The sequence below is a fragment of the Mycolicibacter sinensis genome, assembly GCF_001667945.1.
Lineage (GTDB): Bacteria > Actinomycetota > Actinomycetes > Mycobacteriales > Mycobacteriaceae > Mycobacterium > Mycobacterium sinense_B.
In genome coordinates, this window is record NZ_LZJK01000057.1 from 1 (window position 1) to 26,729 (window position 26,729).

23 protein-coding genes are annotated in these 26,729 nt (G+C 69.8%); 6 read left to right on the top strand and 17 right to left on the bottom strand.

Translation table 11 applies throughout. The annotated features are described in order from the left end of the window. Positions 1 to 67 precede the first annotated feature (67 nt). The 8 genes from A5694_RS07265 to A5694_RS07300 form a co-directional block, all read right to left on the bottom strand. Entirely contained in the window at positions 68 to 1,288 is a 1,221-nt protein-coding gene (locus A5694_RS07265) for an N-acetylmuramoyl-L-alanine amidase (protein ID WP_064921167.1), read from the bottom strand. A gap of 146 nt (positions 1,289 to 1,434) precedes the next feature. Next, entirely contained in the window at positions 1,435 to 1,770 is a 336-nt protein-coding gene (trxA, locus tag A5694_RS07270) for a thioredoxin (protein ID WP_064921168.1), read from the bottom strand. Next, positions 1,767 to 2,768 carry a thioredoxin-disulfide reductase gene (trxB, locus tag A5694_RS07275; protein ID WP_064921169.1) on the bottom strand — a complete coding sequence of 334 codons (1,002 nt, stop codon included), beginning with the start codon at positions 2,766 to 2,768 and terminating at the stop codon, positions 1,767 to 1,769. Before trxB ends, trxA begins: the two co-directional genes overlap by 4 nt. A 73-nt stretch (positions 2,769 to 2,841) precedes the next feature. Beyond that, positions 2,842 to 3,345 carry a hypothetical protein gene (locus tag A5694_RS07280; RefSeq protein WP_064921170.1) on the bottom strand — a complete coding sequence of 168 codons (504 nt, stop codon included), beginning with the start codon at positions 3,343 to 3,345 and terminating at the stop codon, positions 2,842 to 2,844. Between the two features lie 32 nt (positions 3,346 to 3,377). Then, positions 3,378 to 3,986, bottom strand: coding sequence for an RNA polymerase sigma factor SigM (sigM, locus tag A5694_RS07285; RefSeq protein ID WP_064921171.1), 609 nt, complete (start codon positions 3,984 to 3,986; stop codon positions 3,378 to 3,380). An 87-nt stretch (positions 3,987 to 4,073) separates the two neighbouring features. Next, positions 4,074 to 7,472: a murein biosynthesis integral membrane protein MurJ gene (gene murJ, locus A5694_RS07290; RefSeq protein WP_064921220.1), complete on the bottom strand. Its 3,399-nt coding sequence runs from the start codon at positions 7,470 to 7,472 to the stop codon at positions 4,074 to 4,076. Then, positions 7,469 to 9,778, bottom strand: a complete 2,310-nt coding sequence (locus A5694_RS07295) for a hypothetical protein (protein WP_082952567.1) — start codon at positions 9,776 to 9,778, stop codon at positions 7,469 to 7,471. Before A5694_RS07295 ends, murJ begins: the two co-directional genes overlap by 4 nt. Before the next feature lie 98 nt (positions 9,779 to 9,876). Continuing rightward, positions 9,877 to 10,641: an NUDIX hydrolase gene (locus tag A5694_RS07300; RefSeq protein ID WP_064921172.1), complete on the bottom strand. Its 765-nt coding sequence runs from the start codon at positions 10,639 to 10,641 to the stop codon at positions 9,877 to 9,879. Positions 10,642 to 10,892: 251 nt separating this feature from the next. Between A5694_RS07300 and A5694_RS07305 the strand changes: the two genes are divergently transcribed. The 3 genes from A5694_RS07305 (at position 10,893) to A5694_RS07315 (ending at position 14,092) form a co-directional block, all read left to right on the top strand. Further along, entirely contained in the window at positions 10,893 to 12,335 is a 1,443-nt protein-coding gene (locus A5694_RS07305) for a CCA tRNA nucleotidyltransferase (protein ID WP_064921173.1), read from the top strand. A 25-nt stretch (positions 12,336 to 12,360) separates the two neighbouring features. Continuing rightward, positions 12,361 to 12,900, top strand: a complete 540-nt coding sequence (locus tag A5694_RS07310; protein ID WP_064921174.1) for a hypothetical protein — start codon at positions 12,361 to 12,363, stop codon at positions 12,898 to 12,900. Positions 12,901 to 13,225: 325 nt separating this feature from the next. After that, on the top strand, positions 13,226 to 14,092 hold the full coding sequence (locus A5694_RS07315; protein WP_064921175.1) for a PE-PPE domain-containing protein: 867 nt from the start codon (positions 13,226 to 13,228) through the stop codon (positions 14,090 to 14,092). A 165-nt stretch (positions 14,093 to 14,257) separates the two neighbouring features. On the opposite strand, the gene A5694_RS07320 is transcribed toward A5694_RS07315, so the two are convergent. Both A5694_RS07320 and A5694_RS07325 read right to left on the bottom strand, forming a co-directional pair. Continuing rightward, positions 14,258 to 15,031 carry a TIGR03084 family metal-binding protein gene (locus A5694_RS07320; RefSeq protein WP_064921176.1) on the bottom strand — a complete coding sequence of 258 codons (774 nt, stop codon included), beginning with the start codon at positions 15,029 to 15,031 and terminating at the stop codon, positions 14,258 to 14,260. Then, positions 15,018 to 16,325 carry an MFS transporter gene (locus tag A5694_RS07325; RefSeq protein WP_109535628.1) on the bottom strand — a complete coding sequence of 436 codons (1,308 nt, stop codon included), beginning with the start codon at positions 16,323 to 16,325 and terminating at the stop codon, positions 15,018 to 15,020. The genes A5694_RS07320 and A5694_RS07325 overlap by 14 nt, the downstream gene beginning before the upstream one ends. 130 nt (positions 16,326 to 16,455) lie before the next feature. Here A5694_RS07325 and A5694_RS07330 point away from each other — a divergent pair, with 130 nt between their 5' ends. Then, positions 16,456 to 17,061: a YqgE/AlgH family protein gene (locus A5694_RS07330; RefSeq protein WP_064921178.1), complete on the top strand. Its 606-nt coding sequence runs from the start codon at positions 16,456 to 16,458 to the stop codon at positions 17,059 to 17,061. Positions 17,062 to 17,079: 18 nt separating this feature from the next. Here the strand turns inward: A5694_RS07330 and A5694_RS07335 are convergent, their stop codons facing one another. Both A5694_RS07335 and A5694_RS07340 read right to left on the bottom strand, forming a co-directional pair. Continuing rightward, positions 17,080 to 17,517, bottom strand: a complete 438-nt coding sequence (locus tag A5694_RS07335; protein ID WP_064921179.1) for a hypothetical protein — start codon at positions 17,515 to 17,517, stop codon at positions 17,080 to 17,082. A 28-nt stretch (positions 17,518 to 17,545) separates the two neighbouring features. Further along, a complete protein-coding gene (locus A5694_RS07340; RefSeq protein ID WP_064921180.1) occupies positions 17,546 to 18,424 on the bottom strand; it encodes an LpqN/LpqT family lipoprotein in 879 nt (292 codons plus the stop codon). 185 nt (positions 18,425 to 18,609) lie between these two features. Here A5694_RS07340 and leuS point away from each other — a divergent pair, with 185 nt between their 5' ends. Continuing rightward, the gene (gene leuS / locus A5694_RS07345) at positions 18,610 to 21,486 is read left to right on the top strand and encodes a leucine--tRNA ligase (RefSeq protein ID WP_065019422.1); all 2,877 of its coding nucleotides are present in this window, start codon (positions 18,610 to 18,612) and stop codon (positions 21,484 to 21,486) included. Between the two features lie 5 nt (positions 21,487 to 21,491). Further along, the gene (locus A5694_RS07350) at positions 21,492 to 22,985 is read left to right on the top strand and encodes a hypothetical protein (RefSeq protein ID WP_064921182.1); all 1,494 of its coding nucleotides are present in this window, start codon (positions 21,492 to 21,494) and stop codon (positions 22,983 to 22,985) included. A 248-nt stretch (positions 22,986 to 23,233) separates the two neighbouring features. Here A5694_RS07350 and A5694_RS07355 read toward each other — a convergent pair whose 3' ends face one another. Genes A5694_RS07355 through A5694_RS07375 form a run of 5 tightly spaced genes read right to left on the bottom strand, consistent with a single transcriptional unit; the run spans position 23,234 to position 26,700 of the window. Next, positions 23,234 to 23,812 (bottom strand): hypothetical protein, encoded by a 579-nt coding sequence (locus A5694_RS07355; protein ID WP_131809539.1) that lies wholly within the window; start codon positions 23,810 to 23,812, stop codon positions 23,234 to 23,236. Positions 23,813 to 23,820: 8 nt separating this feature from the next. Next, positions 23,821 to 24,438 carry a hypothetical protein gene (locus A5694_RS07360; RefSeq protein WP_064921184.1) on the bottom strand — a complete coding sequence of 206 codons (618 nt, stop codon included), beginning with the start codon at positions 24,436 to 24,438 and terminating at the stop codon, positions 23,821 to 23,823. A gap of 27 nt (positions 24,439 to 24,465) precedes the next feature. After that, positions 24,466 to 25,161: a sensor domain-containing protein gene (locus A5694_RS07365; protein ID WP_165604283.1), complete on the bottom strand. Its 696-nt coding sequence runs from the start codon at positions 25,159 to 25,161 to the stop codon at positions 24,466 to 24,468. A gap of 19 nt (positions 25,162 to 25,180) precedes the next feature. Then, positions 25,181 to 25,990: a sensor domain-containing protein gene (locus A5694_RS07370; RefSeq protein WP_064921186.1), complete on the bottom strand. Its 810-nt coding sequence runs from the start codon at positions 25,988 to 25,990 to the stop codon at positions 25,181 to 25,183. Continuing rightward, entirely contained in the window at positions 25,987 to 26,700 is a 714-nt protein-coding gene (locus tag A5694_RS07375) for a sensor domain-containing protein (protein ID WP_064921187.1), read from the bottom strand. The genes A5694_RS07370 and A5694_RS07375 overlap by 4 nt, the downstream gene beginning before the upstream one ends. Between the last annotated feature and the right edge of the window lie 29 nt (positions 26,701 to 26,729).

The window sequence follows — 26,729 nt, forward strand, 5'->3', positions numbered from 1 at the left end:
AACGCCAGCAACCACCGGCGACAATGCCCCACGCGTGGCCGCATGACTTGACACGACCCACAGCCAGCTAACCGCCGCTGAGCCGGCCGGTCCGCTCCACCGACAGCTCGTGGGCCAGCAATTCGGCGAAAGTGAAGGTGCCGGTGGGCCGGTCGTTCTTGCCGAGCAGGTACAGCCGCTTGACCGCGGCCAGCATTCCCTCGGCGATGGCGTCACGCGTCGCGGGGGAGACCAGCATCCCGCGATCGCGCGGGCTGGTGATGTAGCCGACGTCCACCTCGACGGTCGGCATCCGGGTCAGGCGCAGCAGGTCCCACGTCCGACCGTGGGCACGGCAATCCTGTAATCCGGTGCGCGCCACGAGTTCTCGTTGAATGAAGTCGGCAAGGTTACGGCCGATGGTGGACACCGAGCCGTGGGAGTTGCCGAAGTGAAACGACGCGACCCCGTTGGCCGCCGGACTGCTGTGGGTCGCGCAGCGCAGGCTGATCATCAAGTCGGCGCCGACGGCGTTCGCGGTGGCGGCGCGTTCGGCATCCGACGGGCTGCGGCCGTTCGGGCGGGACAGGAAGGTCTCCATTCCGATGGCCGTCATCCGGCCTTCCAAACGACTTGCCAAGTCCCACAAAATGTCTGCTTCACTGATCGGGCCCGACGGTGTCTGGGTGATCAGCCCGTGGTCGCTGCCGCCGCGGCCCGGATCGATGACGATCCGCTTGCCGGACAGCCGCGGTCCCGAGCGCCGCACCAACTCTTCTTCACGGATCGCGTGTGGCGATCCTCCGGTCACCCGTGAAGCCAGAAAGTTCAAGGACCGCAACGTTTCCGGCCCGCAGATGCCGTCCGCGTACAGGCCGTACTCCCGCTGGTAGGACATCAGCGCATTGTGCGTCTGGATGCCGAAGTAGCCGTCGACCATTCCGGTGTAAAAGCCCAGATCCTGCAGGCGGGCCTGCAACGTGGCCACATCGTCGCCGTACATCGGCGCGCCGAACTGGTGATTGAGGATGCGCGCACCCAGCCGATACGACGCCTCTTTGAGCGCGCGGTAGGTGGCCTCGCCGATGATCCCGTCGACGAGCAACCCGCGCTGCTGCTGGAAGGCGCGCACCGCCTGGTCGAGATCGTCGTCGAACACATCCAGCGCGACGTGTTTGCCGGTGGTCAGATCCGCATCCGGGCTATCGAGCAGGCCCAGCGTGGCCAGCGTCTCGCGGATCTCGACCACGGCGCTGCTGCGGTCGCCGCGGCGCAGCACGTCGTCCGCGCCGCGGTGCCGACCCGACATCACTGAGCCCTCCGGTCGTCGCTGGTGGCTGCCAAAACGTCGCTGGCGGTTACCAGCGGGTTAGTCAGCATTGTCTCAGATGCTGGCCGGATTATTGAAAACGACGAGGCCAGAACGGTGCCGGTTGCAACCGCCCGCTCGGGGCGCTAACTGACGTCCGAAAGCTCTCGCAGCAGGGCCGCCTTGCCCTTGGCGCCGACGATCCGCTTGACCGGCTGACCGTCCTTGAACAGGATCAGCGTCGGGATGGAGACGACGTTGAACTCCCGAGCGGTCTCGGGGTTGGCGTCCACGTCGAGCTTGGCGACGGTGAGTTGGCCGGCCTGCTCGGCGGCGATCTCCTCGAGCACCGGTGCGACCATCTTGCAGGGGCCGCACCAGGTCGCCCAGAAGTCCACCAGCACCGGCTTACTGCTGCCCAGCACGTCGGTGGCGAAGGTGGCGTCGGAGACGGTGACGGTGTGGTGGCCGTTGTCAGTCACTGTGGTGCTCCCATCAAGGTTTCGGTAGTGGTGTCCTGGGGATAGTCGATCTCGGCCGATTCGGCCAGCCAGCGCTCGGCGTCAATGGCGGCCGTACAGCCGGTGCCGGCTGCGGTGATCGCCTGTCGGTAGCTGCGGTCCACCAGGTCGCCGGCGGCGAACACCCCCGCCAGGGAGGTCCGCGAGCTCGGCTGCTGGACCAGCACGTAGCCGTCGGCGTCGAGCTGGACCGCTCCGCGCACCAGCTCCGAACGGGGGTCGTGGCCGATCGCGACGAACACCCCGGTCACCGGCAGCGTGGACTCCGCACCGGTCACCGTGTCGCGCACCCGCAGCCCGGTCACCGTGCTCTCGCCCTCCACTGCGACCGGGACCGTGTTGGTCAGGAACCGGATCTTGTCGTTCTCGCGCGCCCGGTTGAGCATGATCTTGGAGGCGCGGAACTCCTCGCGGCGGTGCACCAGGGTCACACTGCGGGCGAACCGGGTCAAGAAGGTGGCTTCCTCCATCGCCGAGTCACCACCGCCGATGACGGCGATGTCCTGGTCCCGGAAGAAGAATCCGTCACAGGTGGCGCACGAGCTCACGCCCCGGCCGAGCAGTTCCTGCTCGCCCGGGATGTTCAGGTAGCGGGCGGCGGCCCCCATGGCCAGGATGACCGCCCGCGCCCGGTGTGTTTCGCCGTCGGCGGTGACGACGGACTTGACCGGGCCGTCCAGGACCACCGATTCGATGTCTTCCATGCGCAGGTCGGCGCCGAAGCGCAGCGCCTGTTCACGCATCTCGTCCATCAGGTCGGGCCCCATGATGCCGTTGCGGAAGCCGGGGTAGTTCTCCACCTCAGTGGTGGTCATCAGCGCCCCGCCGAACGAGGTTCCTTCGAACACCAGCGGAGCCAGTTGTGCCCGGGCGGCGTAGATGGCCGCGGTGTACCCGGCCGGGCCGGAACCGATGATGATCACATCGTGGATGGTCGGTGTCTCAGGCAGCGAGGGCATCGAGAGCCTTTCCGCTCGGGTCGGTTACAGGGGCTATCAACGTCAGCGTAGGCGGCGGTTGTTCCCCGAGCCGCTACGGTCGGCGAACGGTCGTGTCGGCCAGCAGTCCGGTATCGGCGGAACTGCAGTTGGGGGCCACCGCCAGCGCGACGATCGTGCCGGTCGCGGCGCCGGGCAGCAGCAGCACGATCCCGGGATGCCCGTTGACGGCGACTTCGCGTGCGCCCAGCACGCGGGTCGACGCCGGATAGCCCAGCCCGGCCAGGCAGCCGGTGCGGCGCCCAGGGTCGGCCAGCGCGCCGTATTCGGGGCTGCGGTCCAGCAACTCGAGGAGCTCTGCTTCGGTCAGCGGCAGCACCGGGTCCGGTTCGGACGCCACCGTAATCGCGTCGAAGGACCGCGGGCCGCTGGGTGTGTCAGCGGGGAAGCGGATCAAGCCCGTCGTGCCCAATCCGATCGCGAGCAGGGCCGCCGCGGTCCCGGCCGCCGCGGCGATCCGGTTGAACCGGGGCAGCGGCCGGCTGGCATGCGCCGGATGCCCTGCGTGTTCGGGGGCTTCTCGATCACCTGCATCCATGGCAGTGCCGCTGCTTCCGCTCGACCTGGTGGCTATGCGCAGTCGTCGATCCGGCTGTGCATGGCGCCGTCAGCTGTCAAGGCTATCCGGCCGCCGCCGCCGGGCACACCGGTATGGCCTTGGCTCAGTAGCACCGCGAGCCGGGCCCGGCCGCGGGCGCAGCGGCTCTTGACCGTGCCCTGCGCCACGCCGAGGGCACGGGCGGCATCGGCGACCGAGTAGCCGTGCATGTCGACGGTCACCACCGCGGCGCGCTGTGCTGCCGGCAACCGGCGCAGCGCGGCGTGCACCTCCATTGCGGTCTCCACCTCCGCAGTGCGATCGCTGACGGCGACATGCTCGCCGAGCGCTTCGGTGCGGTGAATCCGGCTGTGCCGCAGCCGATCCAGGCAGGCGTTGATGACGATGCGATGCAGCCAGCTGGCGACGGCGGCGTTGTGGCGAAACGACCCGGCGCCCCGGTGCGCCGAGAGCATCGCCTCCTGCAGGGCGTCTTCGGCATCTTCGGGACAGCCGGTGGTGAGCCGGGCCAGCCGGCGCAGCCGGCGCTGGTGGCGGCGGTAGAGCTCGCCGAAGGCGTCGCGGTCACCGGCGATGTGCGCGGCCAGCAGTTCGGCGTCGCTGCGGTCTGGGTGCCCCATGGCCGGACACTAACCAGCCGGCGGCCAGACGGCACTTCGGCTATGCACAGGGTGAGCCGTCTCGGCGACCCGCGTGCGATCGTCGCCCTACGACGCCGCTTGCACGGTGATCTCGGAGATCTGGGTGCGGCTCTCCCCGCCGGTGCTGCCCATCGTGGTGATCCAGATCAGCAGGTTGGAGGTCGGCGAGGACGAGTCGACCGAGATCTTGTTGGCGCCGGGTTGCAGCGCCTTGGCGGGCGCCAGCAGCGTGGTGTCTTCGAGCCGGGTCGGCTTCGGAGTCGAGGCGGAGCGCAGCTCCACCTTTGTCCCGGTGCTGGAGACGTTGATCCCGACGCTGCCGATCACCGTGGGCTTGGGCAGCTGCAGTACCAGCCCGACACCGCTTTTGAAGTTCGGAAACGGCACCGGATCGGAGTAGGTGTCCGTCGACCAGAAGGTGGCCGGGTTTCCGTCGATGGCCAGCCCGGCGTCCTGGGGCCGGTCGGCCTCGCCGCCGGGCGAGAAGACCGTCGCCTGCACGGGTTTCACGGTGCTGCCCGGGCTGGCCGAACCCGACCGCGACGACGACACCGACGGGCTGCTCAGGCCCAGCTCCGTCTTGTCGAGCCCGTTGACGTCGCCGAAGATCCGGTTGAGCACCGAGGCCAGCACCAGCAGGGCGACCAGGATGACGGCGCCGCCGATCCCGGCCCCGATGAGTACCCGGCGGCGCCGCTCGGCGCGCTTCTCGGCATCCAACGGCGGCGGTTCGCGCCGTGGCGCGGGCGGCTCGTCGTCGATCGGCCCCAGCAGCTCGGTCTGTTCGTGCAGGGCGGTGGCCTGCTGTAGCAGGTTCGACAACGTCGAGGCGCCGCGGATGCCGCCGTCCGGCTGGATCGCGTGACTGGCGGCCGCGGAGATCTGGAACGGGATCTCCGGGTTGACCGCGTCGGGGTTGACCGGATTACCGGCGGCGTCCCGGTCGGCCGGGGCGATCCCGCAGCCGGCGCCGGAATCCAGGGGCCACCGGTTGACCAGCAGCGCGTACAAGGTGGCGCCGATGCCCCGGATGTCGTCCTCGGGCTTGGACTCGGGCAGCGTGGCGGGGAAGGCCAAGGTGACGTCGCCGTCGATGCTGACCCGGACCCGGGCCGGGTGGTCGATGGACAGGGCGACCCCGGTGTGGTGGGCGGCCTCGGCGGCGGTGGCCAGGGCCCGCATCGCGCGGGCCGCGCCGATCGGCGACGGCGCCGTGCCGGCGACCTCTTGCAGGGAGGCGCCGCGGACCCATTCGGACACGACGAGCCCCCCCGTGCCGATCCGCACCACGTCGAGCACGCGGGCGATCCCGGGCAGGTCGATCTGGCTGAGCCGCTGGGTGCGCGACAGGACGCCGGCCAACTGCTCCTCGGCCATGGTCTGCCCCGGGTCGACGAAGGTCAGCGCCACCTGCCGCTCCAGCGCGGTGTCCAGCGCCTGCCAGAACTGCAGCACCGCGGTGCCGCCGTGGCGTACCAGCAGCCGGTAGCGTCCGCCGGCGATGCTCAGCCCCGGTGTCAGCGGATCCCCGGCCTGAGCGTCGACGGCCGGCTCGGGGGTGGCCGGGCCGCCGGCGGGCCGCGGGGTTTGCGGCGGAGCAACCGATCGCGACGCCGCGCCAGCCCCGGGACCCTCCGAAGGTTTGTTGGCCACCTCCGTACCTTTCGGTGTCCAGCCCCCGGCGACGTGCTCCGGAGGCATGCGCCGGGCGGAAGCGTTCGTCACGTCCCCGCCCGGTGTGGGCAAATGGTTGTGCTCAGCGTACGGGACGCGGGGATCGCGGGACGGCCGGTTTGACGCGCTGATATCCAGGCGTTGCGCACCGAGCCTGCGGCGCACCGCGGCCAGAGCCGCCTCGGCTTCGGGCACCCGGGCGCGGACCATGACCGCCGCGATGATCGGCAGCATCACCGCGGCCAGCACCACCAGGCGCAGCATCGATCCGGCTGCGCCGTGATCGGTCAGACCGCGCAGCCCGAGCACCCGGTCGAGCACCTCGGCGACCAGCCCCGCCAGCAGGGATGCTGTCACCGTGACCAACACGGTGCGCACCACCTCCGGGCCGAGGAGGTGACCGGTGACGGGGCGTAGCGCGCGCCGCAACAGGACGTGCCCGACGGCGGCGCCGGCGAAGAAGCCCACGCCGTTGGCCAGGCCCAGGTAGGCGGCCACCAACTCCGGATTGTCGGTCAGGTGGGGGGCGGCCACCGAGGCGACGATTTTCACCGTCGTGATCACGACGATCATCGCGATCGGGATCCACGGCTGCTCGCGGGCGTAGAAGACCCGCAGCTGCAGCAGCACCAGGGCATAGGGGATAAGGGTGAACGCCGACATCGTCACGGCGGCGCCCAGATAGCCGGCGTCGACGTCGCCGAAGTTGCCGTAGGCGAACAGCGCGCTACCGATCGCCGGCCCGCCCACGGTCATCAGCGCCACGATCGGGATCAGCGTGATCATCATCAACCGGGTGGCCAGCGACAGATCGGCGAGTACCGCGGGGTCGTCGCCGGCGGCCGCGTTGCGGCTCAGCCGCGGCATCACCACCGTCAGCACCGTCACCCCGATCATCCCGAACGGCAGTTGCAGCAGCAGCCAGGCGTAGTAGTAGATCGCCGGGCCGGAGGCGGCCGAGGTGGCTGCGATCTGGTTGGTCACCACCAGGCCGATCTGGCTGATCAGCACGTAGAGCACCATCGCGGCGGCCATCGCCCCGAAACGCTTGAGCCGGTCGTCGATACCCCACAGCGGGCGCAGGCTGATGCGCTCCCGCCGGATCGCCACCAGCAGGACCGCGGTCTGGGCGACCACACCGGCTGTGGTGCCCACGCCCAGCACCAGCAGCTTGGCGTTGCCCATCCGCACTGGGTCGACGGCCAGTTCCCCGGGCACCAGCAGGTAGACGACCAGCGTGGCGATCGCGACGACGTTGTTGACCACCGGCGCCCAGGCCGGCGCCCCGAAGATGTTGCGGGTGTTCAGGATTGCCATGAACACCGAGGACAGTCCGTAGCAGATCACCTGCGGCAGCAGCAGATAGGCGAACGCCGTGGTCAGCGGCTGGTTGACCTGCGGGTCACCGCCCAGCATCAACGAGACCAGCAACGGCGCCGCGGCCACCGAGATCACCGTGGTGGCCAGCAGCAGCGCGGTGGCCAGCGTGACCAGGCGCCGTACGAACGCGGCGCCGCCGTCGGGGTCGTCGCGTTCAGCGCGGGCCAGCACCGGCACGAAGATCGCGGTGAACGTCGCCTCGAGCACCAGCGCGGCGATCTGGTTCGGCAGCTGGTTGGCCACCGAGAAGGCGCTTGAGAGCGCCGCACCCAGGATCGCGGCCAGCAATACGATGCGGACGAACCCGGTGATGCGGCTGATCAGGGTGGCCAGCGCCATGCCCCACGACCGCGACACCACTGCGGCGTCGGTCAGCTCCGGGCGCGCCGGCTGCGGCGCCGGCGCGTTCACCGGCCCGCACCCCGGTCGGGCCGGCCCACGGTTGCCGCGGGCGGGCGGTCCGGGCCCGGCGTGCGGGGGCGGTCCAAGTCGGCGCGGTCGGGCTGGCCGCGGAAGCGGTGCCACAGTCGCCGCCCGGTCAGTACCGTCAGCGCCGCCGCTGCCGTCATGGTGAGCAGGAACAGCACCATGCCGTAGGCATTCGAATGCACCGACAACCGCGCGGACTCGCCCAGCGGCAGCCCGCCGGGCGTTTGCAGGGCCACGTCGACGACGAAGTGTTGGTTGACCCGAACCTCCACCGGAACCCGCAGCGGCAGGTAACCGGGCGGCAGCTCCAGGTCTCCCATATCGGCCACCGTCATGCCGGGCGGCGCGTCGACGTGCAGGCGCACCCGGATGGGCACCGCCAAATCGTTGCGCAGCGCCAGCGGCAGCGGACTGTGCTCGGTGGCCAGGGTGTAGGAGCCGGCCGGGTTGACGATGGTGACCGCGCTGATCAGATCCGCGACGGTGTCGCCGACGATCGTCAGCCGTTGCGCTGCCACACCGCCGCGCACGTCGAGCGGCTCGGACTGACTCAGCGCCCGCAGCATGTCCTCGGCGAGCGGCGCGGTGTAGGCCTCGCCGGTCAAGCCGGTGCGGACGTCGGTGGTCAGTGCGGAGGTCAATCCCCAGAGCCGGCCGATGTCACTGGCCACGGCGGCGACGATCTCCGGGCCGAAACCGCCCGCCGTCTGCTCGGCCGGCAGCGGATGCGCTGGGGCCGCGGTGACGCCCCGGGACTCGCTGATCACCGCACTGAGCGGACGGGGCACGGCCAGTCCGGATCGCAGTGCGGTGGCCAACGTGGTCAGCACCGCCTGGGCGTCGTCGGCCCGCGGCTTCCAGTACGCCGGTGGCACCAGGATCTCGTTGCGTGCTGCGCCGGGACCGTCGGGGGCCTCCAGCGCGCGCCACAACATCGACCCGAGGGCGTCTTGCCGGCGAGCCAGCGCGGAGTCGTGATGCAACCGGACCGCCAGGGAACCGTCGAGGTAGGTCGGGGCCACCGGGTCGGTGCCCAACGCCGCCAGGGCGGCGCCGACGGCCGGGTCGTACGGCGCGGCCACCAGTTGCGGGGACAGCCGCCGCGGGGTGACGTCGGCGGTGGCCGACGCGCCGGTGACCGAGTCGTGGGCCGAGCAGTCGCCGGCGGTGATCACCACCGCATCGCCTTGCGCGCCGATCAGTTTCGCGGCGCCGGCCGTGAGTTTCCCGTCGCCGAGCACCACGGCGCCGCGGGTCGACGACACCTGCAGGATCCGGTCGACGACCTCGGCCGGCCGGCTCACCGCGATCGCGTCGAGTTTCGGGTCGCCCACGCGGGCCAGTGCGTCGAGGTCGGCTTGCGCGTAGGGGATCGCGGTGACACAGGTGTGGCGCGCCAGCCGGCGCAGTCGCTCCAGCCACGTCGTGGCCGCCGCGCGTCCGGTGCCGGGGTGGGAGGTGGCGCCCTCGGGGGAGTCGGCGACGACGTAGCCCCCGGTCATCGCGTTGACGGTGACCAGCAGGTCGGGGTCGATCGCCAGGCACAGCGCCTGGTTAACCACCCCGCCACCGTCGACGGTCGGGCTGGTGGCGAACTCGGCGGCGGACAGCAGGGCGTCGAGCCGGCCGCCCGGGGCCAGCGAGGTCGCCAGGTCATCGTCGGTGAGCCGAACCGGCAGTGTGCCGCCGGGCGCCCCGGGTGTCAGCCGGGGACGGTCGGCCAGGGGCCACAACATGGTGAGTCGCACCGGCTGGGAGGTGTCCGGCGCGATGGCGCCGGCCAGGGGACCGGAGTCGGCCTCGGCTTTCGGCAGGCCGGCCACCGGGAGCAGGAAGCGGGCGTCGTCGAGGCGGGCCGGCTCGCCGTAGTCCGGGGTGCCGTTGACGTTGACCAGCACCGGGTAGATGCCGGGACGGTCGACGTTCAGTGCCGGTTGGCTCGACGAGTGCAGCGGGGCCGACAGCGTGAAACGGGCTTCCTGGCCGCGTTGCAGTTCGGTCGCGACCGTGTTGAATGGGCCGACCGGCCGGTACTGGTCGTTGGCGCCGCTGAGGTTGGTGCGCAGGCCGGCCGAGGACGCGACGGCGGCGGCCTGCTCCAGGCGCACCATCACATCGCGCACCGGTCGGTCGCCGACGTTGCTCACTGTGCCGGCGACGGTGACGACCGGGTCGCTGGAGGTGGTGACGACCTCCGGGGTGACCCGGTCGATGCGGATCTGGACGAACGGTGCCGCGCCGGGCTCGCCGGCGGTGGCGGGTGGGGCGGCGGCGGCACCGAGAGCCATGCCCAGGGCGATCAGGAAGGCGGCCACCACCGCCAGCGGGGCCGTGCGGGGCCGCGCGAAGGCGGGCACGTGACCCCGGCCGCTGCGTCGGGTGCGGCTCACGGGTCCAGCCCGCGACCGTTCTTCCGGTCCGGTGCGTGCTCGTCGGGTCGAGAGTGGCGGGTGCGGGAATGGGTCTGCTGGCGCCGCCAGGGCGTGGTCACCGGCAGCGGCGGCAGCGCGGCCGGGCCGTCGGCCTGCAGCCGGTCGATCAGTTCGTCGGCGACCAGGGCGAGGCGGCGTTCGTCGGCGTAGGCCAACCGGGACGGCAGCTCCCGGATCGGCACCCACGCCACCTCGGTGACCTCCACGTCGTCGTCGCACAGCTCCCCGCTGGAGAACCGCATCAGGTAGTGGTGCACCGTCTTGTGCACCCGGCGGCCGTCGGTGACGAACCAGTAGTCGATGCTGCCCAGGGCCGCCAGCACGTCGCCCTGGACGCCGGTCTCCTCGGCGACCTCGCGGATCGCCGTCTGCTCGGCGGTCTCGCCGACCTCGATATGGCCCTTGGGCAGCGACCACAGCATCCGGCCCCGCCGGTCGACGCGCCCGATCAGCGCGGCGACCTGATCCTCCCGCGGCCCGTCGATGCCATCGACGACCAGACCGCCGGCGGAGGTTTCGTGCACGGTGCGCAGTCGCGCCGGCCCGTGCCGTGCGCTGCGGGGCCGGCGCTGCGCCGAGCGAGCCGTTGTCGCGGCCGCACCGGTGTTGCCGTCGCTGGCCGTGGGCTCGGTGTGGTTGGTTTGCGGACCTGACGTGCGTCGACCGCGGCGCCGCCTGCGGCGCCGTCCCGAATTGGCTTCTCCGCCGTCGGCCGACACCCATGCGATAGTAGCTGGCACCAGCGGGTCAACCCGCGTCCCTCGCCGGGCTGACGGTTCTGGCGGTGGTGGTGTCGATGGTGGTGGCCCGCTGCGCCCGGCTCCGCCGCGCTTGCGACCACCGCTGGTGTCGACGGCGGTGGCCCGCTGCGCCCGGCTCCGCCGCGCTTGCGACCACCGCTAGTGTCGACGGCGGTGGCCCGCTGCGCCCGGCTCCGCCGCGCTTGCGACCACCGCTAGGCTCATCGAACGTGCCCGAAACCCATCAGGACGTCGACCTGCTGACAACGGCGGCCGTCGTGCTGAACCGGCACGCCGAGCTGCTGCGTGACCTCGGCGCCATGTTCGACGCCGCCGGCCACCAGCTGTACCTGGTCGGTGGATCGGTCCGCGACGCCCTGCTGGGCCGGCCCAGCCCCGATCTGGATTTCACCACCGACGCCCACCCCGAGCAGGTGCAGCGCATCCTGCGGGGCCGGGCCGAGGCGATGTGGGACACCGGCATCGAGTTCGGCACTATCGGTGCCGCCCTGGGCGGCCAGCGCCTGGAGATCACCACCTTCCGGGCCGACCAGTACGACCGGGTGTCCCGCAATCCCGAAGTGCGCTTTGGCGATTCGCTCGACGAAGACCTGGTGCGCCGGGATTTCACCGCCAACGCGATGGCCGTCCGCATCACCCCGGCCGGCCCGGGGGAGTTCCTCGACCCGCTGGGCGGGCTGGCCGCATTGCGAGACGGGGTGCTCGACACCCCGACGGCGCCGCAGGACTCCTTCGGCGACGACCCGTTGCGGATGCTGCGCGCCGCCCGGTTCGTGGCCCAACTCGGGTTCACCGTGGCGCCGCGGGTGCGTGCGGCGATCGAGGAGATGGCCCAGGAGCTGTCCCGTATCACCGCCGAGCGGGTCGCCACGGAACTGGACAAGTTGCTGCTGGGCGCCGACCCGGCCGCCGGTATCGACCTGATGGTGGCCACCGGGATGGGCGAGGTGGTGCTGCCCGAGGTCGGTGCCATGCGGATGGCGATCGACGAGCACCACCAGCACAAGGACGTCTACCAGCATTCCCTGACCGTGCTGCGCCAAGCGATCGACCTTGAGGATGACGGCCCCGATCTAGTGCTGCGCTGGGCGGCGCTGCTGCACGACATCGGCAAGCCGGACACCCGGCGCCATGAGGCCGACGGCCGGGTGAGTTTTCACCACCACGAGGTGGTGGGCGCGAAGATGGTCCGCAAGCGGATGCGCGCGCTGCGCTACTCCAAGCAGATGGTCGACGACGTCTCGCAGCTGGTGTATCTGCATCTGCGCTTCCACGGGTACGGCGACGGCAAGTGGACCGATTCGGCGGTGCGCCGCTACGTCACCGATGCCGGACCGCTGTTGGGCCGGTTGCACAAGCTGGTCCGCGCGGACTGCACCACCCGCAACAAGCGGCGGGCGGCTCGCCTGCAGGCCAGCTACGACCAGCTCGAGGAACGGATCGCCGTGCTGGCCGAGCAGGAGGATCTGCAGCGGGTGCGGCCGGATCTCGACGGCAACGAGATCATGGAACTGCTCGGCATCCCGGCCGGTCCGCAGGTGGGCCGCGCCTGGAGCTACCTCAAGGAGCTGCGCCTGGAGCGCGGGCCACTGTCGCGCGAGGAGGCCACCGCCGAACTGCTGGCGTGGTGGCAGGACCAGGGGAACCAATAGCCGCGCGAGTTCGTCTGATTCGGGTATGGACTACTGCCTCGGCGATGGTGATGGCGCGGCGACGATGTGGACCGGCCCGCCCGACCTTGATCTCGACGGCGACGGGATCGCCGATGCGATCAGCCTCGATTTCGACGGCGATGGCCTGCGCGACGACGCGCTGGTCGACCTCGACGGCGACGGGGTGGCCGACCACTTGATGCTCGATCTCGACGACGACGGGAGCCCGGAGGCCTCCTTCACCGACGACGGTTCCGGCACCTGGGGCCACGGTGTCGCGGCGGGCTCAGCAGACCGGTCCGGTGGGTTGCGCTGGTGGGGGCTCGACGAGGTCGAGCACACCGGTGGGCCGCTGGTGGACTTCGACGGCGATGGACGCATCAATGACCTGCTGCTCGACTCCGACGGTGATGGACGCGCCGACCGGGTGCTGATCGGCAACGACGTGGACGGGCCTCTCGGCTACCGGGCGGCCTACGTCGACACCGACGGCGACGGTCGGTGGGACGTCAAACTCACCGATGCCGACGGTGACGGCGCCGCTGACGGCGCCGCCCGCTTGTGAGGCCGGCAAGCGTCGCCGGTTTTCGCCGCTGCATTCCGTTGATCGCAGCGCTCCGGACGCGGATACTGATCCTGCGGCCGGCTGAGGCAGCCGGCGTGGACAACTCCAAAACGCCGGTTCTGCGCGGCGGCTGGGAGCCCGGCGCGACGCTCCGGACGGATGCCGAACACATTTGCGACACTCACCACCATTTTTGTGGGAGTTCGAGCGGATTCCGCGGCGCAAGATCGCTTTAGTGGACTCCACCATGTCGGATCGGCTAAGTTAATGACGGCGCCGGAACATTCCGCTGGCTCTTAGAAACACGCCGCAACGGGGAGGACCAGTGAACAAGACCACCGTGGGGGCACTGCTGGCGGCACCGGTAGTCGTCTTGGGCGCGACGGCTGCCCCGGCACCCGCCGCCGGCAGCGATCATCTGATCCTGGACTACGCGCTGGCCGCCGAAGCCCTGGTGATGATCCCGGCGATGAACCAGAACTGGCTCGATCTGAGCAAAGAGTTGTATCTGGAACCGAACGGGTTTCCCAGCAATGGCACCGCGACGTTCCTGCAGGTGCCCGAGACTTCTGACCTGAACGCGAGCATCACCGGTGCGACCAAGATCCTGGTCGACGCCATCGCGGAGCGGTGGAACGACGGAGAGGGCAGCTTCAGCGCAGAGGATCCGCTATACATCTTCGGCTATTCGCAGGCCAACGCCGCTGCAGGGCTGGCTGAGCAACAACTCCATCAGCAATATCCCGACATGCCCTTGGATGCGCTGCATTTCGTGATGGTGGGGAACAGCGCGGCGCAGGGCGGATTCCTGAGCGGGTTTTTGCCCACGTTGCTCGGCTGGTTTCCGGAGTCGTGGCATGACGACGTGATCAAGATGGTCTATCAGTTTGCCGAGATGATGCACATCGACTCAGTCATCGGCCTGGTGACCCCAAGTGACCTCTTCACGACCGATGTGTACTCCCTGTCCAGCGACGGGTTCGCCAACTGGGACGAGGGCCACCAAACGTTCGGCATGTTCAGCGATCACCTGGCGTACCTGGGCTTGTCGCCGGAGGAGATCAGCTCCGCAACCGACGAGGTGATCGGAAACACGACGTACCACATGATCGACTCCGCCAACGTGAACATGTTCCAGGCGTTGCTGAACTCGGCCGAAATGATCGTGGGCGGAGTCTTGGCCTGGTTCTGAGCCGCGCGGCGCCAGTGCTGCGACGGTACCGCCGAGTGGGAATCCGACCACGCGCCACGCCGCGAGTACCTCGGCGAATTCCCAGTCGGGGAGGGGAGTTGCGCTGGCGCGCTCATCGCCCCCGGCGGTGGTGGTGCGGCCGGGTCTCTCTTCGCGCTGGCGCGCTCATCGCCCCCGGCCGGGAGGCCCCGCGAAGGCTTGAGCGATCTCCAACCAGCGCTGGGCGTCATCCCCGTGCGCTGCGACGTCCAGATCAGCCAGTGCACGACGTTGGGTGACCAGGAAACAGAAATGCTCGGCCGACCCGGTCACCCGCTGCCCGGCGTTCACCGGTCCCCACGCCCAGACCCCGCCGCCGGGGGCGTGCAGTTCCACGTGAAACGGTTCGGCCGGTGGCGTCAGGTTGTTGACGGTGAATGCATAGTCGCGGGTCCGCACCCCCAGGTGCGCGATCGACCGCAACCGCGCGGTGGGGGCCCGCCGAATCCCGAGGGCATCGGCGACATCCAGGCCGTGGGCCCAGGTCTCCATCAGCCGGGCGGTGGCCATCGATGCCGCGCTCATCGGCGGACCGAACCACGGCAGCTTGCGCCCGTCGGGCACGCCCAGCAGCGCCTCGTGCAGCCGCGCCCGGGTCGAGCGCCAGTCCGCCAGCAGCTCGGCCGGCGCCCGCGTCGCCAATTCGGCGGCCCCGGCGTCGACGAACCCGGTCGGGTTCTCCATCGCCGCCGCGAGTTCCTCGGCGAACCCGGCCTCGTCGGTGATGGCCTTGAGCGAGAGCCGGTCGGTCCACAGCAGATGAGCGATCTGATGGGCGATGCTCCAGCCCGCCGCCGGCGTGGGTGCCCCCCACTGGCCGTCGGTGAGCGGAGCCACCAAGGTGTCCAGGTCGTCGCTCTCGGCACTCAGGTCGGCAACGATCGGTTCAGTTTCTGCCATGCCCGTACTGTATGCCGCCCACCGGATCCCGTTGCCGCCCGATCAGGCTGTGCCCGGCCAGACCGGCCAGGTACAGCAGGGTCCCGGCCACGATCAGCACCGGCGCTTGGCCATCGGGGGGCACCACCGCCGCGGCGCCGGCCACCGCAAGAATGAACGACGCCCAAAACAGCGAATCCTGCACCGCGAACACGTGTCCGCGCAGGGCGTCATCGACATCGATCTGCATGGCGGTGTCAGCGCAGAGTTTGACCACCTGCCCGGCCACTCCCAGCAGGAATCCGCAGAGCACCAGCACCGGCAGATACAGGCTGACCCCGGCGAGCTGTATCACCGCCGCGGCCGCCAGCGCTCCGTTGGCGGTGGCGTACCGGCCCCAGCGGTGCACTGCCGGCGGGGTGAGCACGGTGGCCAGAAACGAGCCGGCGCCGGCGGCGGCTACGAACAACGCCGTGGTCCCCAGCCCGGACACCGTGTGCTCGCCGACGTGGCGCACCAGCACCAGCACCAGCAATGTGTTGATCCCGAACGCCATCCGGTGCGCGGCCAGCCCGGACAGCGTCGCCGCGACGGTGGGCCGGGCCCGCACCGTCCGGATGCCGTGCAGCCAGCCGGTGGTCACCGCATAGAGCACCGATCCATGGATCGCGCGCTTGGTGTCGTCGGGGCCGAGTACGCGGGATCCGAAGCGCAGCGCGAGCACCAGCGCGATCGTGACCGGCACCGCCACCGCGGCGATGATGGAGGCCGCGCCGCGGTCGTCGGCGCCAACCAGCCAGCGCGGCACCAGCATGAAGTTGGCGCCCAGGAACGCCGCCACCGCACCGGTGGCGATCGCCAGCGCGTTCATCGTGACGACCTGCTCACGTGGCACCACATGCGGCAGGGCCGCCGACAACCCGGAGGCGATGAACCGGGTGAACCCGTTGGCGATCAGCGCCGCACACAGCACCGGCAGGTCACCGGCGCCGATCGCCAGTAGCGCGGCGATGCCCAGCGCCAGTACCAGCCGGGCCAGATTGGCCACCACCAGCACCAGTCGCCGATCCCAGCGGTCCAGCAGCGCGCCGGCGAACGGTCCCAACACCGAATACGGCAGGAACAGCACCGCGAAGGCCCCGGCGATCGCCCACGGGGCGGCGGCCCGGTCCGGGTTGAACAGCAGGGCGCCGGCCAGGCCGGCCTGAAACAGGCCGTCACCGAACTGGCTTGCCGCCCGCAGTTCCAGCAGCCGCCAGAATTCCGGCAGGCTGCGCGCCGATCGCCACAGCGATGCGGGTGCGCGGGTGTCCACCACAAGACCTACTTCCGGACGCGGGCGGCGGCGCGGCACCGGCCCCAAACCAGAGTACAAATCTTCGAGGTCGCTTGGCGTTTGGCACAGCTGACCCACGTTCACCGGGTTCGGGTGACATTATGGGAGGGTGGCGCATCCCGAAGACCCCGAGGACTACGTCGCGCCCGCTGCGCATCGGGTCCGGGCCGGGACGCTGCTCTTGGCCAACACCGACCTGCTCGAACCCACCTTTCGCCGCACCGTGATCTATGTGGTCGAGCACAACGACGGCGGCACGCTGGGCGTGGTGCTCAACCGCCCGAGCGAGACCGCGGTCTACAACGTGCTGCCGCAATGGTCGGAGCTGGCCGCCAAGCCCAAGACGATGTTCATCGGCGGCCCGGTGAAACGCGACGCCGCACTGTGTGTCGGCTTGTTGCGCGTCGGTGCCGAACCCCAGGGTGTCCCGGGCCTGCGCCACATCGACGGCCGGCTGGTGATGGTCGACCTTGACGCCGAACCCGAGACGATCGCCCCCCATGTGGAGGGGGTGCGGATCTTCGCCGGCTACGCCGGCTGGACCATCGGCCAGCTCGAGGGTGAGATCGAGCGCGATGACTGGATCGTGCTGTCGGCGCTGCCGTCGGACGTGCTGGTGCCGCCGCGGGTGGATCTGTGGGGCCGGGCGCTGCGGCGCCAGCCGTGGCCCACGGCGCTGCTGGCCACCCATCCGATCGACATCAGCCGCAACTGAGCGGCGCCGGCAAGCCGGTTACGAGCAGCCGCAACCACTGCCGCAGCCCGACGCCGGCTCCGGCGGTGCGCTCTCGGCACAACCGCAGCCGGGTCCGCAGCCAACCTCGTCGGCGGGGGCGCTGTCGCCGCAGCCGCAGCCCGAGCCGCAGCCACCGGATGCCGCCGCCTCGGCCTGGCGCGCCGCGTAGCGCGCTCCCTGCCAGGCGCCGGCCGCCAGGATGGCCAACGCGCCGGTGATCGAGATGATCAGGGCCAGCAGCGCCAGCGAGGGCGGGCCGGCCAGTACCAGTGCCCCGCCCACGGCCAGGACCACCCCGACGGCGACTTGAGCGGGTGCGACCGCCCGCAGCACCAACTGCTCGGGGTCGCCGGTGAGCGGGCGCGCCAGGGTCCGCACTCCGAACACCAGGGACACGACGGCCCCAATCAGGCACAACACACCCATGATCAGCATGGGCTCCAGGATACGAGGGGACGGACCGTCAGCCTGCGGTGCCCGTCCGCAGCTGCCCCGGGGCCGGCGCCACGGGTCCGTGCGGCGCGTTCGGTAGATGGGCGACGCCGGGGCGCTCCACCCGGAAGCCGTTCACGATCGCGTCGGTTGCCGGGGCATTGCCCACCGCGCGCCCGGCCCCGGTGGTCACGGTCAGCGACACCAGGTAGGCGGTGTCGTCCGTCGGCACGATCACGTGGCGCCGGGAGGTGTTCAGGGTCATGTCGGCGTCGCGGTACGTGCCCTCGATCACCGCGGATGGGAACCCGTTGAAGTCGGCCAGCGAGGCATTGGTGGTCTGCCAGGCCATCAGCTTCTGACTGTCGACGAACCCGTGGGTGATCGCCTCTTTCGGGTCGAACTGCCCGACCAGGCGGTAGACCACCACCTGCGCGTTGGGGGTGTAGAGCGACCCGCTGCGCCGGTCGGCGATGACCGCGAACGCGTCCGGCACGTTGGGGTCGGGCACGTGGGTCCAGCCCACCGGCATCGGCAGGGTGATGTTGAGTGCAGTGAAGCCCGCGGCCTGCTGCGGCTCCAATTGCACGTTCTTGGCGGCGAAGTAGTCCCGCAACGTTCCCGAGGTCGCCGGAACCAGCGCAGCCGGGGCCGCGGCGGGCACCGCAGATCCCGGTACGACGGCCGGTCCGGGCGCCGCCGGCAGCGGCGGCACCAGCCGCGGTACCCCCGGGAGCGGCGGGGTCACCGGCACGGCAGCCGGTTGCGCAGCCGGGCCGTACGGGTTGGGCGGCGTCGGCAGCAGCGGGTCGCCCAGGGCGGCCGGGATCCCCACCGGGCCGCCGAAGCCTGCCGCTGTGACAGCCGCGAAGCCGACCAGTAGCCGCCAACGGCGGACGGTGTTCGTCATCTCCTCAGGTCCTTCCACCGACGGGCCGGGCAAGGGAGCCCCGACCGTGCCTCGACGGTAACCAGCAGTGCGGCACCCCACCAGGGCTGCAACCGAGCTGGAACGAACCCCTCATCGGCCTGCAACGCAACCGATATCAAGCTGTGGCGAGCGGCCTGGCGAACCCCGCCCTTTACCCTGTTGAGGTGAACGAAGCCCCGACCACCCAGGAACCCGGCGACCAGGCACCCCCGCATCGCTACACGGCGGCACTGGCCGGGCGCATCGAAGGCGCCTGGCAGGAACACTGGGAGCGGGCGGGGACCTTCAACGTCGCCAACCCGGTCGGCACGCTGGCACCGTCGGACGGTTCCGCGGTGCCCGCCGACAAGATGTTCGTCCAGGACATGTTCCCCTACCCGTCCGGCGACGGCCTGCATGTCGGCCACCCGCTCGGCTACATCGCCACCGACGTCTACGCCCGCTACTTCCGGATGACCGGCCACAACGTGCTGCATGCACTGGGCTTCGACGCGTTCGGCCTGCCCGCCGAGCAGTACGCGGTGCAGACCGGCACCCATCCGCGTATCCGCACCGAGGCCAACATCGAGAACTTCCGCCGGCAGCTGCGCCGCCTGGGGCTCGGCCACGACAGTCGGCGCAGCTTCTCCACCACCGACGTCGACTTCTACAAATGGACCCAGTGGATCTTCCTGCAGATCTACAACGCCTGGTTCGACACCAGCGCCAACAAAGCCCGCCCGATCACCGAGTTGGTCGCCGAATTCGATGCCGGCACCCGGGCACTCGACGACGGGCGGGACTGGGCGCAGCTGTCGGCCGGGGAGCGGGCCGACATCATCGACGGCTACCGGCTGGTCTACCGCTCGGACTCGATGGTCAACTGGTGCCCGGGGCTGGGCACCGTGCTGGCCAACGAAGAGGTGACCGCGGACGGGCGAAGCGACCGGGGTAATTTCCCGGTGTTCCGGAAGCGGCTGCGGCAGTGGATGATGCGGATCACCGCTTACTCCGACCGGCTGCTCGACGACCTCGATGTGCTGGACTGGCCGGAGAAGGTCAAGACCATGCAGCGCAATTGGATCGGGCGCTCGACCGGGGCGGCGGCGCTGTTCGGCGCCGACACCACCGACTGCGCTGCAGTGGACATCGAGGTATTCACCACCCGTCCGGACACGCTGTTTGGCGCCAGCTACCTGGTGCTCGCCCCCGAACATGACCTGGTCGATCGGTTGACCGTCGCGGAATGGCCAGCGGGAGTTGATCAACGCTGGACGTTCGGAGCCGCCACGCCGCCGGAAGCCGTGGCCGCCTACCGCAAGGCGATCGCGGCGAAATCCGATCTGGAACGCCAGGAGAACAAGGCCAAAACCGGGGTGTTCCTTGGCAGTTACGCCACCAACCCGGCCAACGGCAAGCAGATACCGATCTTCATTGCCGACTATGTGCTGGCCGGCTACGGCACCGGGGCCATCATGGCCGTGCCGGGCCACGATCAGCGGGACTGGGAGTTCGCCGCCGAATTCGGCCTGCCGGTACTGGAAGTCATTGCCGGCGGCGACATCTCGCAGGCCGCGTATGCCGGGGACGGCACTCTGGTCAATTCCGGCCCGTTGGACGGCATGACCGTCGCCGACGCCAAGAAGGCGATGACGCAACGGCTGGAGGCCGATGGCCGTGGATGGGCCCGCGTCGAATACAAGCTGCGGGACTGGCTTTTCGCCCGGCAGCGGTACTGGGGCGAGCCGTTCCCGATCGTGTTCGACACCGACGGCCGCGCGCACCCGCTGGACTCCGCGGCATTGCCGGTCGAGCTGCCCGACGTCGCCGACTACTCGCCGGTGCTGTTCGACCCAGACGACGCCGCCAGCGAACCCTCGCCGCCATTGGCCAAGGCCACCGACTGGGTTCACGTCGAGCTGGACCTCGGCGACGGCCTGCAGTCCTACACCCGAGACACCAACGTCATGCCGCAGTGGGCTGGAAGCTCCTGGTACGAGCTGCGTTACGCCGACCCGCACAACGCCGAGCAGTTCTGCGCGCCGGAGAACGAGGCGTATTGGATGGGCCCGCGGCCTGCCGAGCACGGTCCCGATGATCCGGGCGGCGTGGACCTCTACGTCGGCGGTGCCGAGCACGCGGTGCTGCACCTGCTGTACTGCCGTTTCTGGCACAAGGTGTTGTTCGACCTCGGGCACGTCAGCTCGCGTGAGCCCTACCGCCGCCTGGTCAACCAGGGCTACATCCAGGCGGCCGCCTACACCGACTCCCGCGGGTCCTATGTGCCGGCCGCCGATGTCGTGGAACGCGACGGGAAGTTCTACCTCCCGGGCGCCGACGGTGACACCGAAGTCTTCGCCGAATACGGCAAAATGGGTAAAAGCCTGAAGAATTCGGTGTCTCCCGACGAGATCTGCGACAGCTACGGCGCCGACACCCTGCGGGTCTATGAGATGTCGATGGGTCCGCTGGACATGTCGCGGCCGTGGGCCACCAAGGACGTGATCGGCGCGCATCGCTTCCTGCAGCGGGTATGGCGCCTGGTCGTCGACGAGGAGACCGGCGCCACCCGGGTGCTCGACTCCGAGCCGGACACCGAGACGCTGCGCCTGCTGCACCGGACAATCGTGGGCGTTTCGGAAGACTATGCCGCACTGCGCAACAACACCGCCGCAGCCAAGCTGATCGAGTACACCAATCACCTGACCAAGGAGCACCGGGACGGCGTTCCACGCGCTGCTGTCGAGCCGTTGGCACTGATGCTCGCGCCACTGGCCCCGCACCTGGCTGAGGAACTGTGGCAGCGGCTCGGCCACGCGTCTTCGCTGGCGCACGGACCGTTCCCGGTGGCCGACCCGGCCTATCTGGTAACCGACACCGTCGAATACCCGGTGCAGGTCAACGGCAAGAAGCGTGGACTGGTCACGGTAGCCACCGACGCGGGCCAGGACGAGATCAAGGCCGCTGCGCTGGCCGACGAGAAGGTGCAGGCGTTCCTGTCCGGTGCCACCCCGAAGAAGGTGATCGTGGTGCCCGGCCGATTGGTGAATCTGGTGGTGTGAGAACGATGCCGGTGCTGCGGAACCTACTGACGCCTTTCACGTTGTGGTGGCGGTACTGGCCGCAGCTGGCAGCGTGCTATCTGGTCGGCCTGGTCGTCCGCCGCGTGGTGATCGCCGCGGCCGCCTGGACCGGACACAGTAATCCGCTCTGGGCGGCACTGATCATGCCCTGCGCCGGGCTGGCCCAGCTGGGCTCGTATGTGGCGATGTTTTTGGTGCTGCGGACCGGAATCCCGGCGTTGGCGGGGATGCCGCGCCGGTCGCTGCGCAGCGTCGATCTGTTCACCGGCGTGATCGTGCCGTTCTTCGCGATCTATCTCGGTTGGCAGATGTTCAAGGAAGACTGGCTGGCCTACCAGCGCCTGGCGCTCAACTATCGGGTGGCCGACGCGATGAGCGGGGTCAACACCGAGATGCTGCCGATCTCCCGGGTCACCTGGGTGGTGGTGGGTGCTGCGTTGGCAGCCCGATTCGTGTTGGCGCACTTCAGCGGTCGGCTGCCGGCCGCGCTGACCGCGGTGCGGGTCTACATCGACGCGCTGTGGGTGTTTCTGGTGCTGACCTTCTCGCTGGCGGCGGGCATCACCTTCCTGATCAAGCCGGGAGAGTGGCTCAGTCACCGTCGGCTGGTGGTGTGGTTCAACAACCTACGCGCGGAAGCGTTCTCGCACGTTCAACCGTTGGAGTCGGGATGGCAGGGCCTGATGTGGCTGGTGCGGACGGCGTTCGGCGGAGCCGCGGTTCCGCTGATGTGGCTGGCCGCAGCCGGAATCGTCTATGGGGTGTCGACGCAGATCCACTGGCCGGCGATGCTGCGGCGGCCGGCTCCCGGCGACGCGGCGGCCGGGTTCGCGCAGCGCTGGCGTCAGGCACCGGAACAGCTGCGGTCGCGGGCGTCGGAGTACGCCCGGTCGAAGACCGGGAGGTTCGGCCCGATCGTCGATGCCGCCCGGCTGATCCTGCACGGCGGCCCGGTCGCCCTGTCGGGTTACATACTGGCCTATCTCGTGCTGGCGTGGCTGGACATGCGCGGCAGCTTCTACCGGACCCAGTTGACCGAAGGCTATCTATTCCGGGGCATGGCCAAGCTTGTCGGACCGCACGGCCCGGAGTTCTGGTCGGCATTCGGCGGCACCATGAGCCTGATCTCGCAGCTGATCGTGCAACCGCTGCGGATCACCCTTATCGCCGCGATGTTCGCCTACTGCGTGTACCGCGCCAACGCCGCCGCCGGTGAAGTCACCGGCTCACAACATGATTCGCAGCATGATGGCGTTGTTGGCATCGATCAGGTCCACGGCGGTGGGGACCGCATCGGAGGGCAGCAGGAAGCTCAGCTGCAGTGGGCCGGGCCTGCTGCACCGGTCGGTGGCGCCGCCGACCAGTGGCGCGCGATTCGAGAGGGCAGCGGTCTGCCAGCGACGCCGCCCGTCGGTGATGACGGCAGTGCATTCCGGGGGCGGTGGGGTACCGGTCCGCTCGACGGTGACGACCGTTAGCGCGGTATGGGCCGGCAGACGCTCCCGAGCGTGCGGCACCGCGTTGAGGTGATGAATCGCCCCGACCCGCCACGTCTGTCCGTCAACGGTCGCGGTGTCCCCTTTCGCGATCACCCGGGCCGGGGTGATGCCGGCGCGGTAGGCCGACCAGTGCGGGTACAAGTCGGTGATACCGAGAACCACCATGGCCACAGCGGCCACCGCGAGACCGATCACGTTGCGCTGCCACAGCATGAGCGTGCGGGGCGTCATCCGCTGACCTCGGGGGCGAAGACCGTGACGGTGTCCGATTCGGACTGAAGGTGGCCGCGCAGGGTGATGACCAGCCGGTCATCGAGGCGCTCGTCGAGGCCCGGCCACACCAGGAGTTCGAAGGGGTCGGGGCCGGGCGGGTCGAACAGGCCGGGCGGGACATCGAACACCCAGCTGCCGTGCTGGCTGATTCCCGGATCGACCCGGTCACCCATCGCGTAGCCGGGGAACCGGTCCGACGGCCGGTAGGTGTTGGGGCCGACCCGAAGCTGCGCGTTGGCTAGCACCGTCTGCCGTGTCGCCGACACGGTCGCGCGCACCACCAACCACCGGCCGGCCGGGGTGACCGGCGGCGGCAGCGCCCACCGTGCCGATCCCTGGGCCCTCGGCGCCAGCCGCACGTCGTCAACGGTGACGGTCAGAGCCCGCCCGCTCGCCGGGGCACCGAACCGGCCGTACACGTCGAACGGCGCGTAAACCTGGGTGCTGTCCGGCAGGTGCTGCCAGAGCAGCGCGGCGGCCACCAGGATCGGCGCCGCCCACAGGGCGGTCAGTCCCCGCGGTGGTCGCCGCACGGGGGCGTTCATTTGACCGTCACCGGCAAAGTGATCTCGGCGTAGTCGGTCGGGCTGTCCACCCAATTCCTGCCGTAGGTGACCAGCAACTCGGTGAAGCGCTTCTGCGGGACCCGCAGGGTCACTTCGAGATCCGGATGGATCGCGCTGTCCGGGATCCGCCACACGAACACCAGCTTGTCCTCGAGGCCGGGCCCCAACTGGGTGGCGGGGGCGCCGTCAGCCAGCCGGAACACCCCCACGGGGGTGCTTTGCGGCTGGCCGACCAATTGCAATTCGCCCAGCAACCGCCCGGGGATCGTCCCGTCGTTGCGAACGGTACTCACCACACCGAGATAGCGGAGACCGGGTTGCGCCGGCGCCATGAGCCGCCGACCGGCCCGCAGCTCGTCGACCACCGTGGCGCGCACGACGGTCAGGGTGTACTGGCCGTCGCTGTGGGGTTCGTCGGCGGCGAACACCGTCGGGCCGGAATCGACGGTGTCCAGCCCGCCGAAGAATCCGGCGACGGCCAGGATCAACCCGGCGGCAACCGAGCGCAGTTGGCCGAGCTTGAGCCGGCTGAGCTCGCCGCGCAGCCACCGGCCCAGCGATGCGGTGCGGTGCTCGAAGTTGTTCGGGGCCATGGATTCTCGGAGGGTTGATGTGCCCGATCAGGCGCGGACGCCGGCCACCTGACTGGTGATGCGCTCGGCGATGGTGGCCGCGGCGGGCGCGCCGTTGCCAAACTGGCACACCTTGGCGCTATAGAGCACGTTGCCTTTCACCCCGGCGACGTTCGAGCAGCTGAAGCCCATCGGCTCTTCGCGCAGCAGTTGGTCTTTCACCCACCGCGCGGAGTTAGGGGTGATCGACTGAATCCGCAGCCGGTACTGCGTATCGGTGTCGTCGCCCTTGATCGCGACGACGCTGCCGTTGCATTTGGCCAGCACGCCCTTGTTGAACGTCTTGCCGAAGGCCTGTGCCGCGGTGGCGGAATCCTCGTAGGTCGCCACCCGCTGCTGGACGATGAAATCGGCGTCCTCGGCGGTGTCCCGGTCGACCCGAAACCGGTATCCGGTGAAGTCCCGACCGAAGGTTTCGACGTCGGGGCCCATCATCATCGCGCAGGCCGAGTCCTTGCCGAGGTCGTCGGACCGGAACGGCCGCCGATTGGACTTCTGGTATTCGAAGGTCACCCCGACGATGTCGCCGATCCTTTCGGCGGGCACCAGCAGGGACTCCACTTTGCCGGCCGGCACGTACGGATCGGCCGAGTCGGCCGCGGCGGTGGGCAGGAAGCCGGCGGACAGCACGGCCAGGCACGCCACGCCGCCTATCGCAAGACGCGAACGCTTCGGTCCCTTCATGGTTGCCCCATCTCCTCGGTCACGGTTGCGGAATCCAGTCGGCGATCTGGTTGCCGATTGCGGTGGCGGCGGGTGCCCCATTGCCGAATTGGCAGACGGTAACAGCGAACTCGACGTTGCTACGGGTCCGGGCCTGGTGGGCGCAGATCCAGTCGTTGGGTTTGCCGTCAGCGTGCTGCGTCAGCGTCCAGCGGGCGTCGTCGGCGCCGATGCCGGTCACGTTGATCCGCCACGTGATGCGGTCGTCGTCGCCCTGGCGGTGCACAACAGCACCGTCACAGCCGGCCAGCGCGGTCTTGTCGAAGGCCTTGCCGAAGTTCTCGGTGGCGGTGGCGACATCGGCGAAGGTGGCCACTTCTTGGGCGACGAAGTGCTGCGAGCTGTCCTCGCCGTCCCGCACGCTCTGCCGCCGGAAGCCCGTGTACTGGTTGGCGTAGCTGTCGGAGTTCGATCCGAACAACACCGCGCATCCCGATTTGTCGCCGAGTCCGCCGGCCGGCGCAGCGGGCCTGTTGAACACCGTCTCGAAGCCCAGTTTCGCGCCGACGAGGTCGTTGAGCTCCTCGACCGGCACCAGCAGGGCGCTGAGCTTGCCCGGTGTTACCAGGCGGGGTCCGGCCGCCGGCGTCGGAGATGCCTCCCGCGGTGCGCTCGGTTCCGCGGCGGGCGCCGCTGGCGCCGTCGGGTCCTGCTGGAGGCTCGGTGCCGCGGCGGCGGCGGGTGCCACCGCGGCGGCGGCGTCGTCGCGGTCGGGGTCGTCCCCGGAACAGCCGGCGAGCGCCCAAGCGGCCAGCCCAACACAGCAGGCGGCGAGAAGTCGATGTGTCATGGCAGCTTCACCAGCATCTTGTTGGCCAGTTGTAGGCCCTGTTTGACCAGGCCGATATTGGTCCGGCAGGCCGAGACCTCCACGACCACGTTGCGTTGCGAGGTCATGGCGTGTGAGCAGGCGCCACCTTCGGCGACGTTGTTGACCAGATAGATGTCGTCGGGTGTGGAGACCACGTTGTTGACGGTCCGGGTCTCGCTTGCGCCGCTCAGATCGCCGGTCACCTTCTTGCGGTTGCAGTCATTCCACTTCTGGATCGTGTTGGCGACCATGTTGGCCGCGGCGTGCTCGTCGTCGTAGCTTGAGGCCACCGAGACCACCGAATAGCTGTTCTTGGACCCGAATCCGGTGAGCTCCTGGTAGTTCAGGTCGGTGAAGCCGGTGCCGTCATAGGTGCTGTCCAAACCGGCGTAGACCGCCGAGGCGCACTGGGCATCGGAGGTGCCGGCCGAACCGGTGATCGGCGCGGTCTGGGTCTTGTACACCGTCAGCTCCGGAGGCGGGTCGGATGGCCACTTGACGATGGGCGCTGCCTCCGCGGAGGTGAGTTGCAGGGCGGCCAGGTCGACGCTGGTGATGCTGTCGATCCCGGGGGCTCCCGGGGTGGCCGAGGCCGGTCCGGGCAGAACCGTGAGCGCCCCGACGGCGCAGGTCACGGCCGCGAGCGCCAGGTAACCGACGCTCCGCCGGTCAGTGTCGTCCCGTTGCATTGCACGTCCTTCACGTTGGGGTTGTGGCC

What these genes read in the sequence shown, in the direction of transcription:
- A5694_RS07280 (WP_064921170.1), bottom strand. Translation starts at nt 3,345, where the DNA reads ATGGATGCAGGTGATCGAGAAGCCCCCGAACACGCAGGGCATCCGGCG.
- A5694_RS07310 (WP_064921174.1), top strand. Translation starts at nt 12,361, where the DNA reads ATGGACTACTGCCTCGGCGATGGTGATGGCGCGGCGACGATGTGGACC.
- A5694_RS07340 (WP_064921180.1), bottom strand. Translation starts at nt 18,424, where the DNA reads ATGACGAACACCGTCCGCCGTTGGCGGCTACTGGTCGGCTTCGCGGCT.
- A5694_RS07320 (WP_064921176.1), bottom strand. Translation starts at nt 15,031, where the DNA reads ATGGCAGAAACTGAACCGATCGTTGCCGACCTGAGTGCCGAGAGCGAC.
- A5694_RS07335 (WP_064921179.1), bottom strand. Translation starts at nt 17,517, where the DNA reads ATGCTGATCATGGGTGTGTTGTGCCTGATTGGGGCCGTCGTGTCCCTG.
- A5694_RS07370 (WP_064921186.1), bottom strand. Translation starts at nt 25,990, where the DNA reads ATGACACATCGACTTCTCGCCGCCTGCTGTGTTGGGCTGGCCGCTTGG.
- A5694_RS07295 (WP_082952567.1), bottom strand. Translation starts at nt 9,778, where the DNA reads ATGGCTCTCGGTGCCGCCGCCGCCCCACCCGCCACCGCCGGCGAGCCC.
- trxB (WP_064921169.1), bottom strand. Translation starts at nt 2,768, where the DNA reads ATGCCCTCGCTGCCTGAGACACCGACCATCCACGATGTGATCATCATC.
- A5694_RS07365 (WP_165604283.1), bottom strand. Translation starts at nt 25,161, where the DNA reads ATGAAGGGACCGAAGCGTTCGCGTCTTGCGATAGGCGGCGTGGCGTGC.
- A5694_RS07360 (WP_064921184.1), bottom strand. Translation starts at nt 24,438, where the DNA reads ATGGCCCCGAACAACTTCGAGCACCGCACCGCATCGCTGGGCCGGTGG.
- A5694_RS07350 (WP_064921182.1), top strand. Translation starts at nt 21,492, where the DNA reads ATGCCGGTGCTGCGGAACCTACTGACGCCTTTCACGTTGTGGTGGCGG.
- sigM (WP_064921171.1), bottom strand. Translation starts at nt 3,986, where the DNA reads ATGGGGCACCCAGACCGCAGCGACGCCGAACTGCTGGCCGCGCACATC.
- A5694_RS07265 (WP_064921167.1), bottom strand. Translation starts at nt 1,288, where the DNA reads ATGTCGGGTCGGCACCGCGGCGCGGACGACGTGCTGCGCCGCGGCGAC.
- A5694_RS07375 (WP_064921187.1), bottom strand. Translation starts at nt 26,700, where the DNA reads ATGCAACGGGACGACACTGACCGGCGGAGCGTCGGTTACCTGGCGCTC.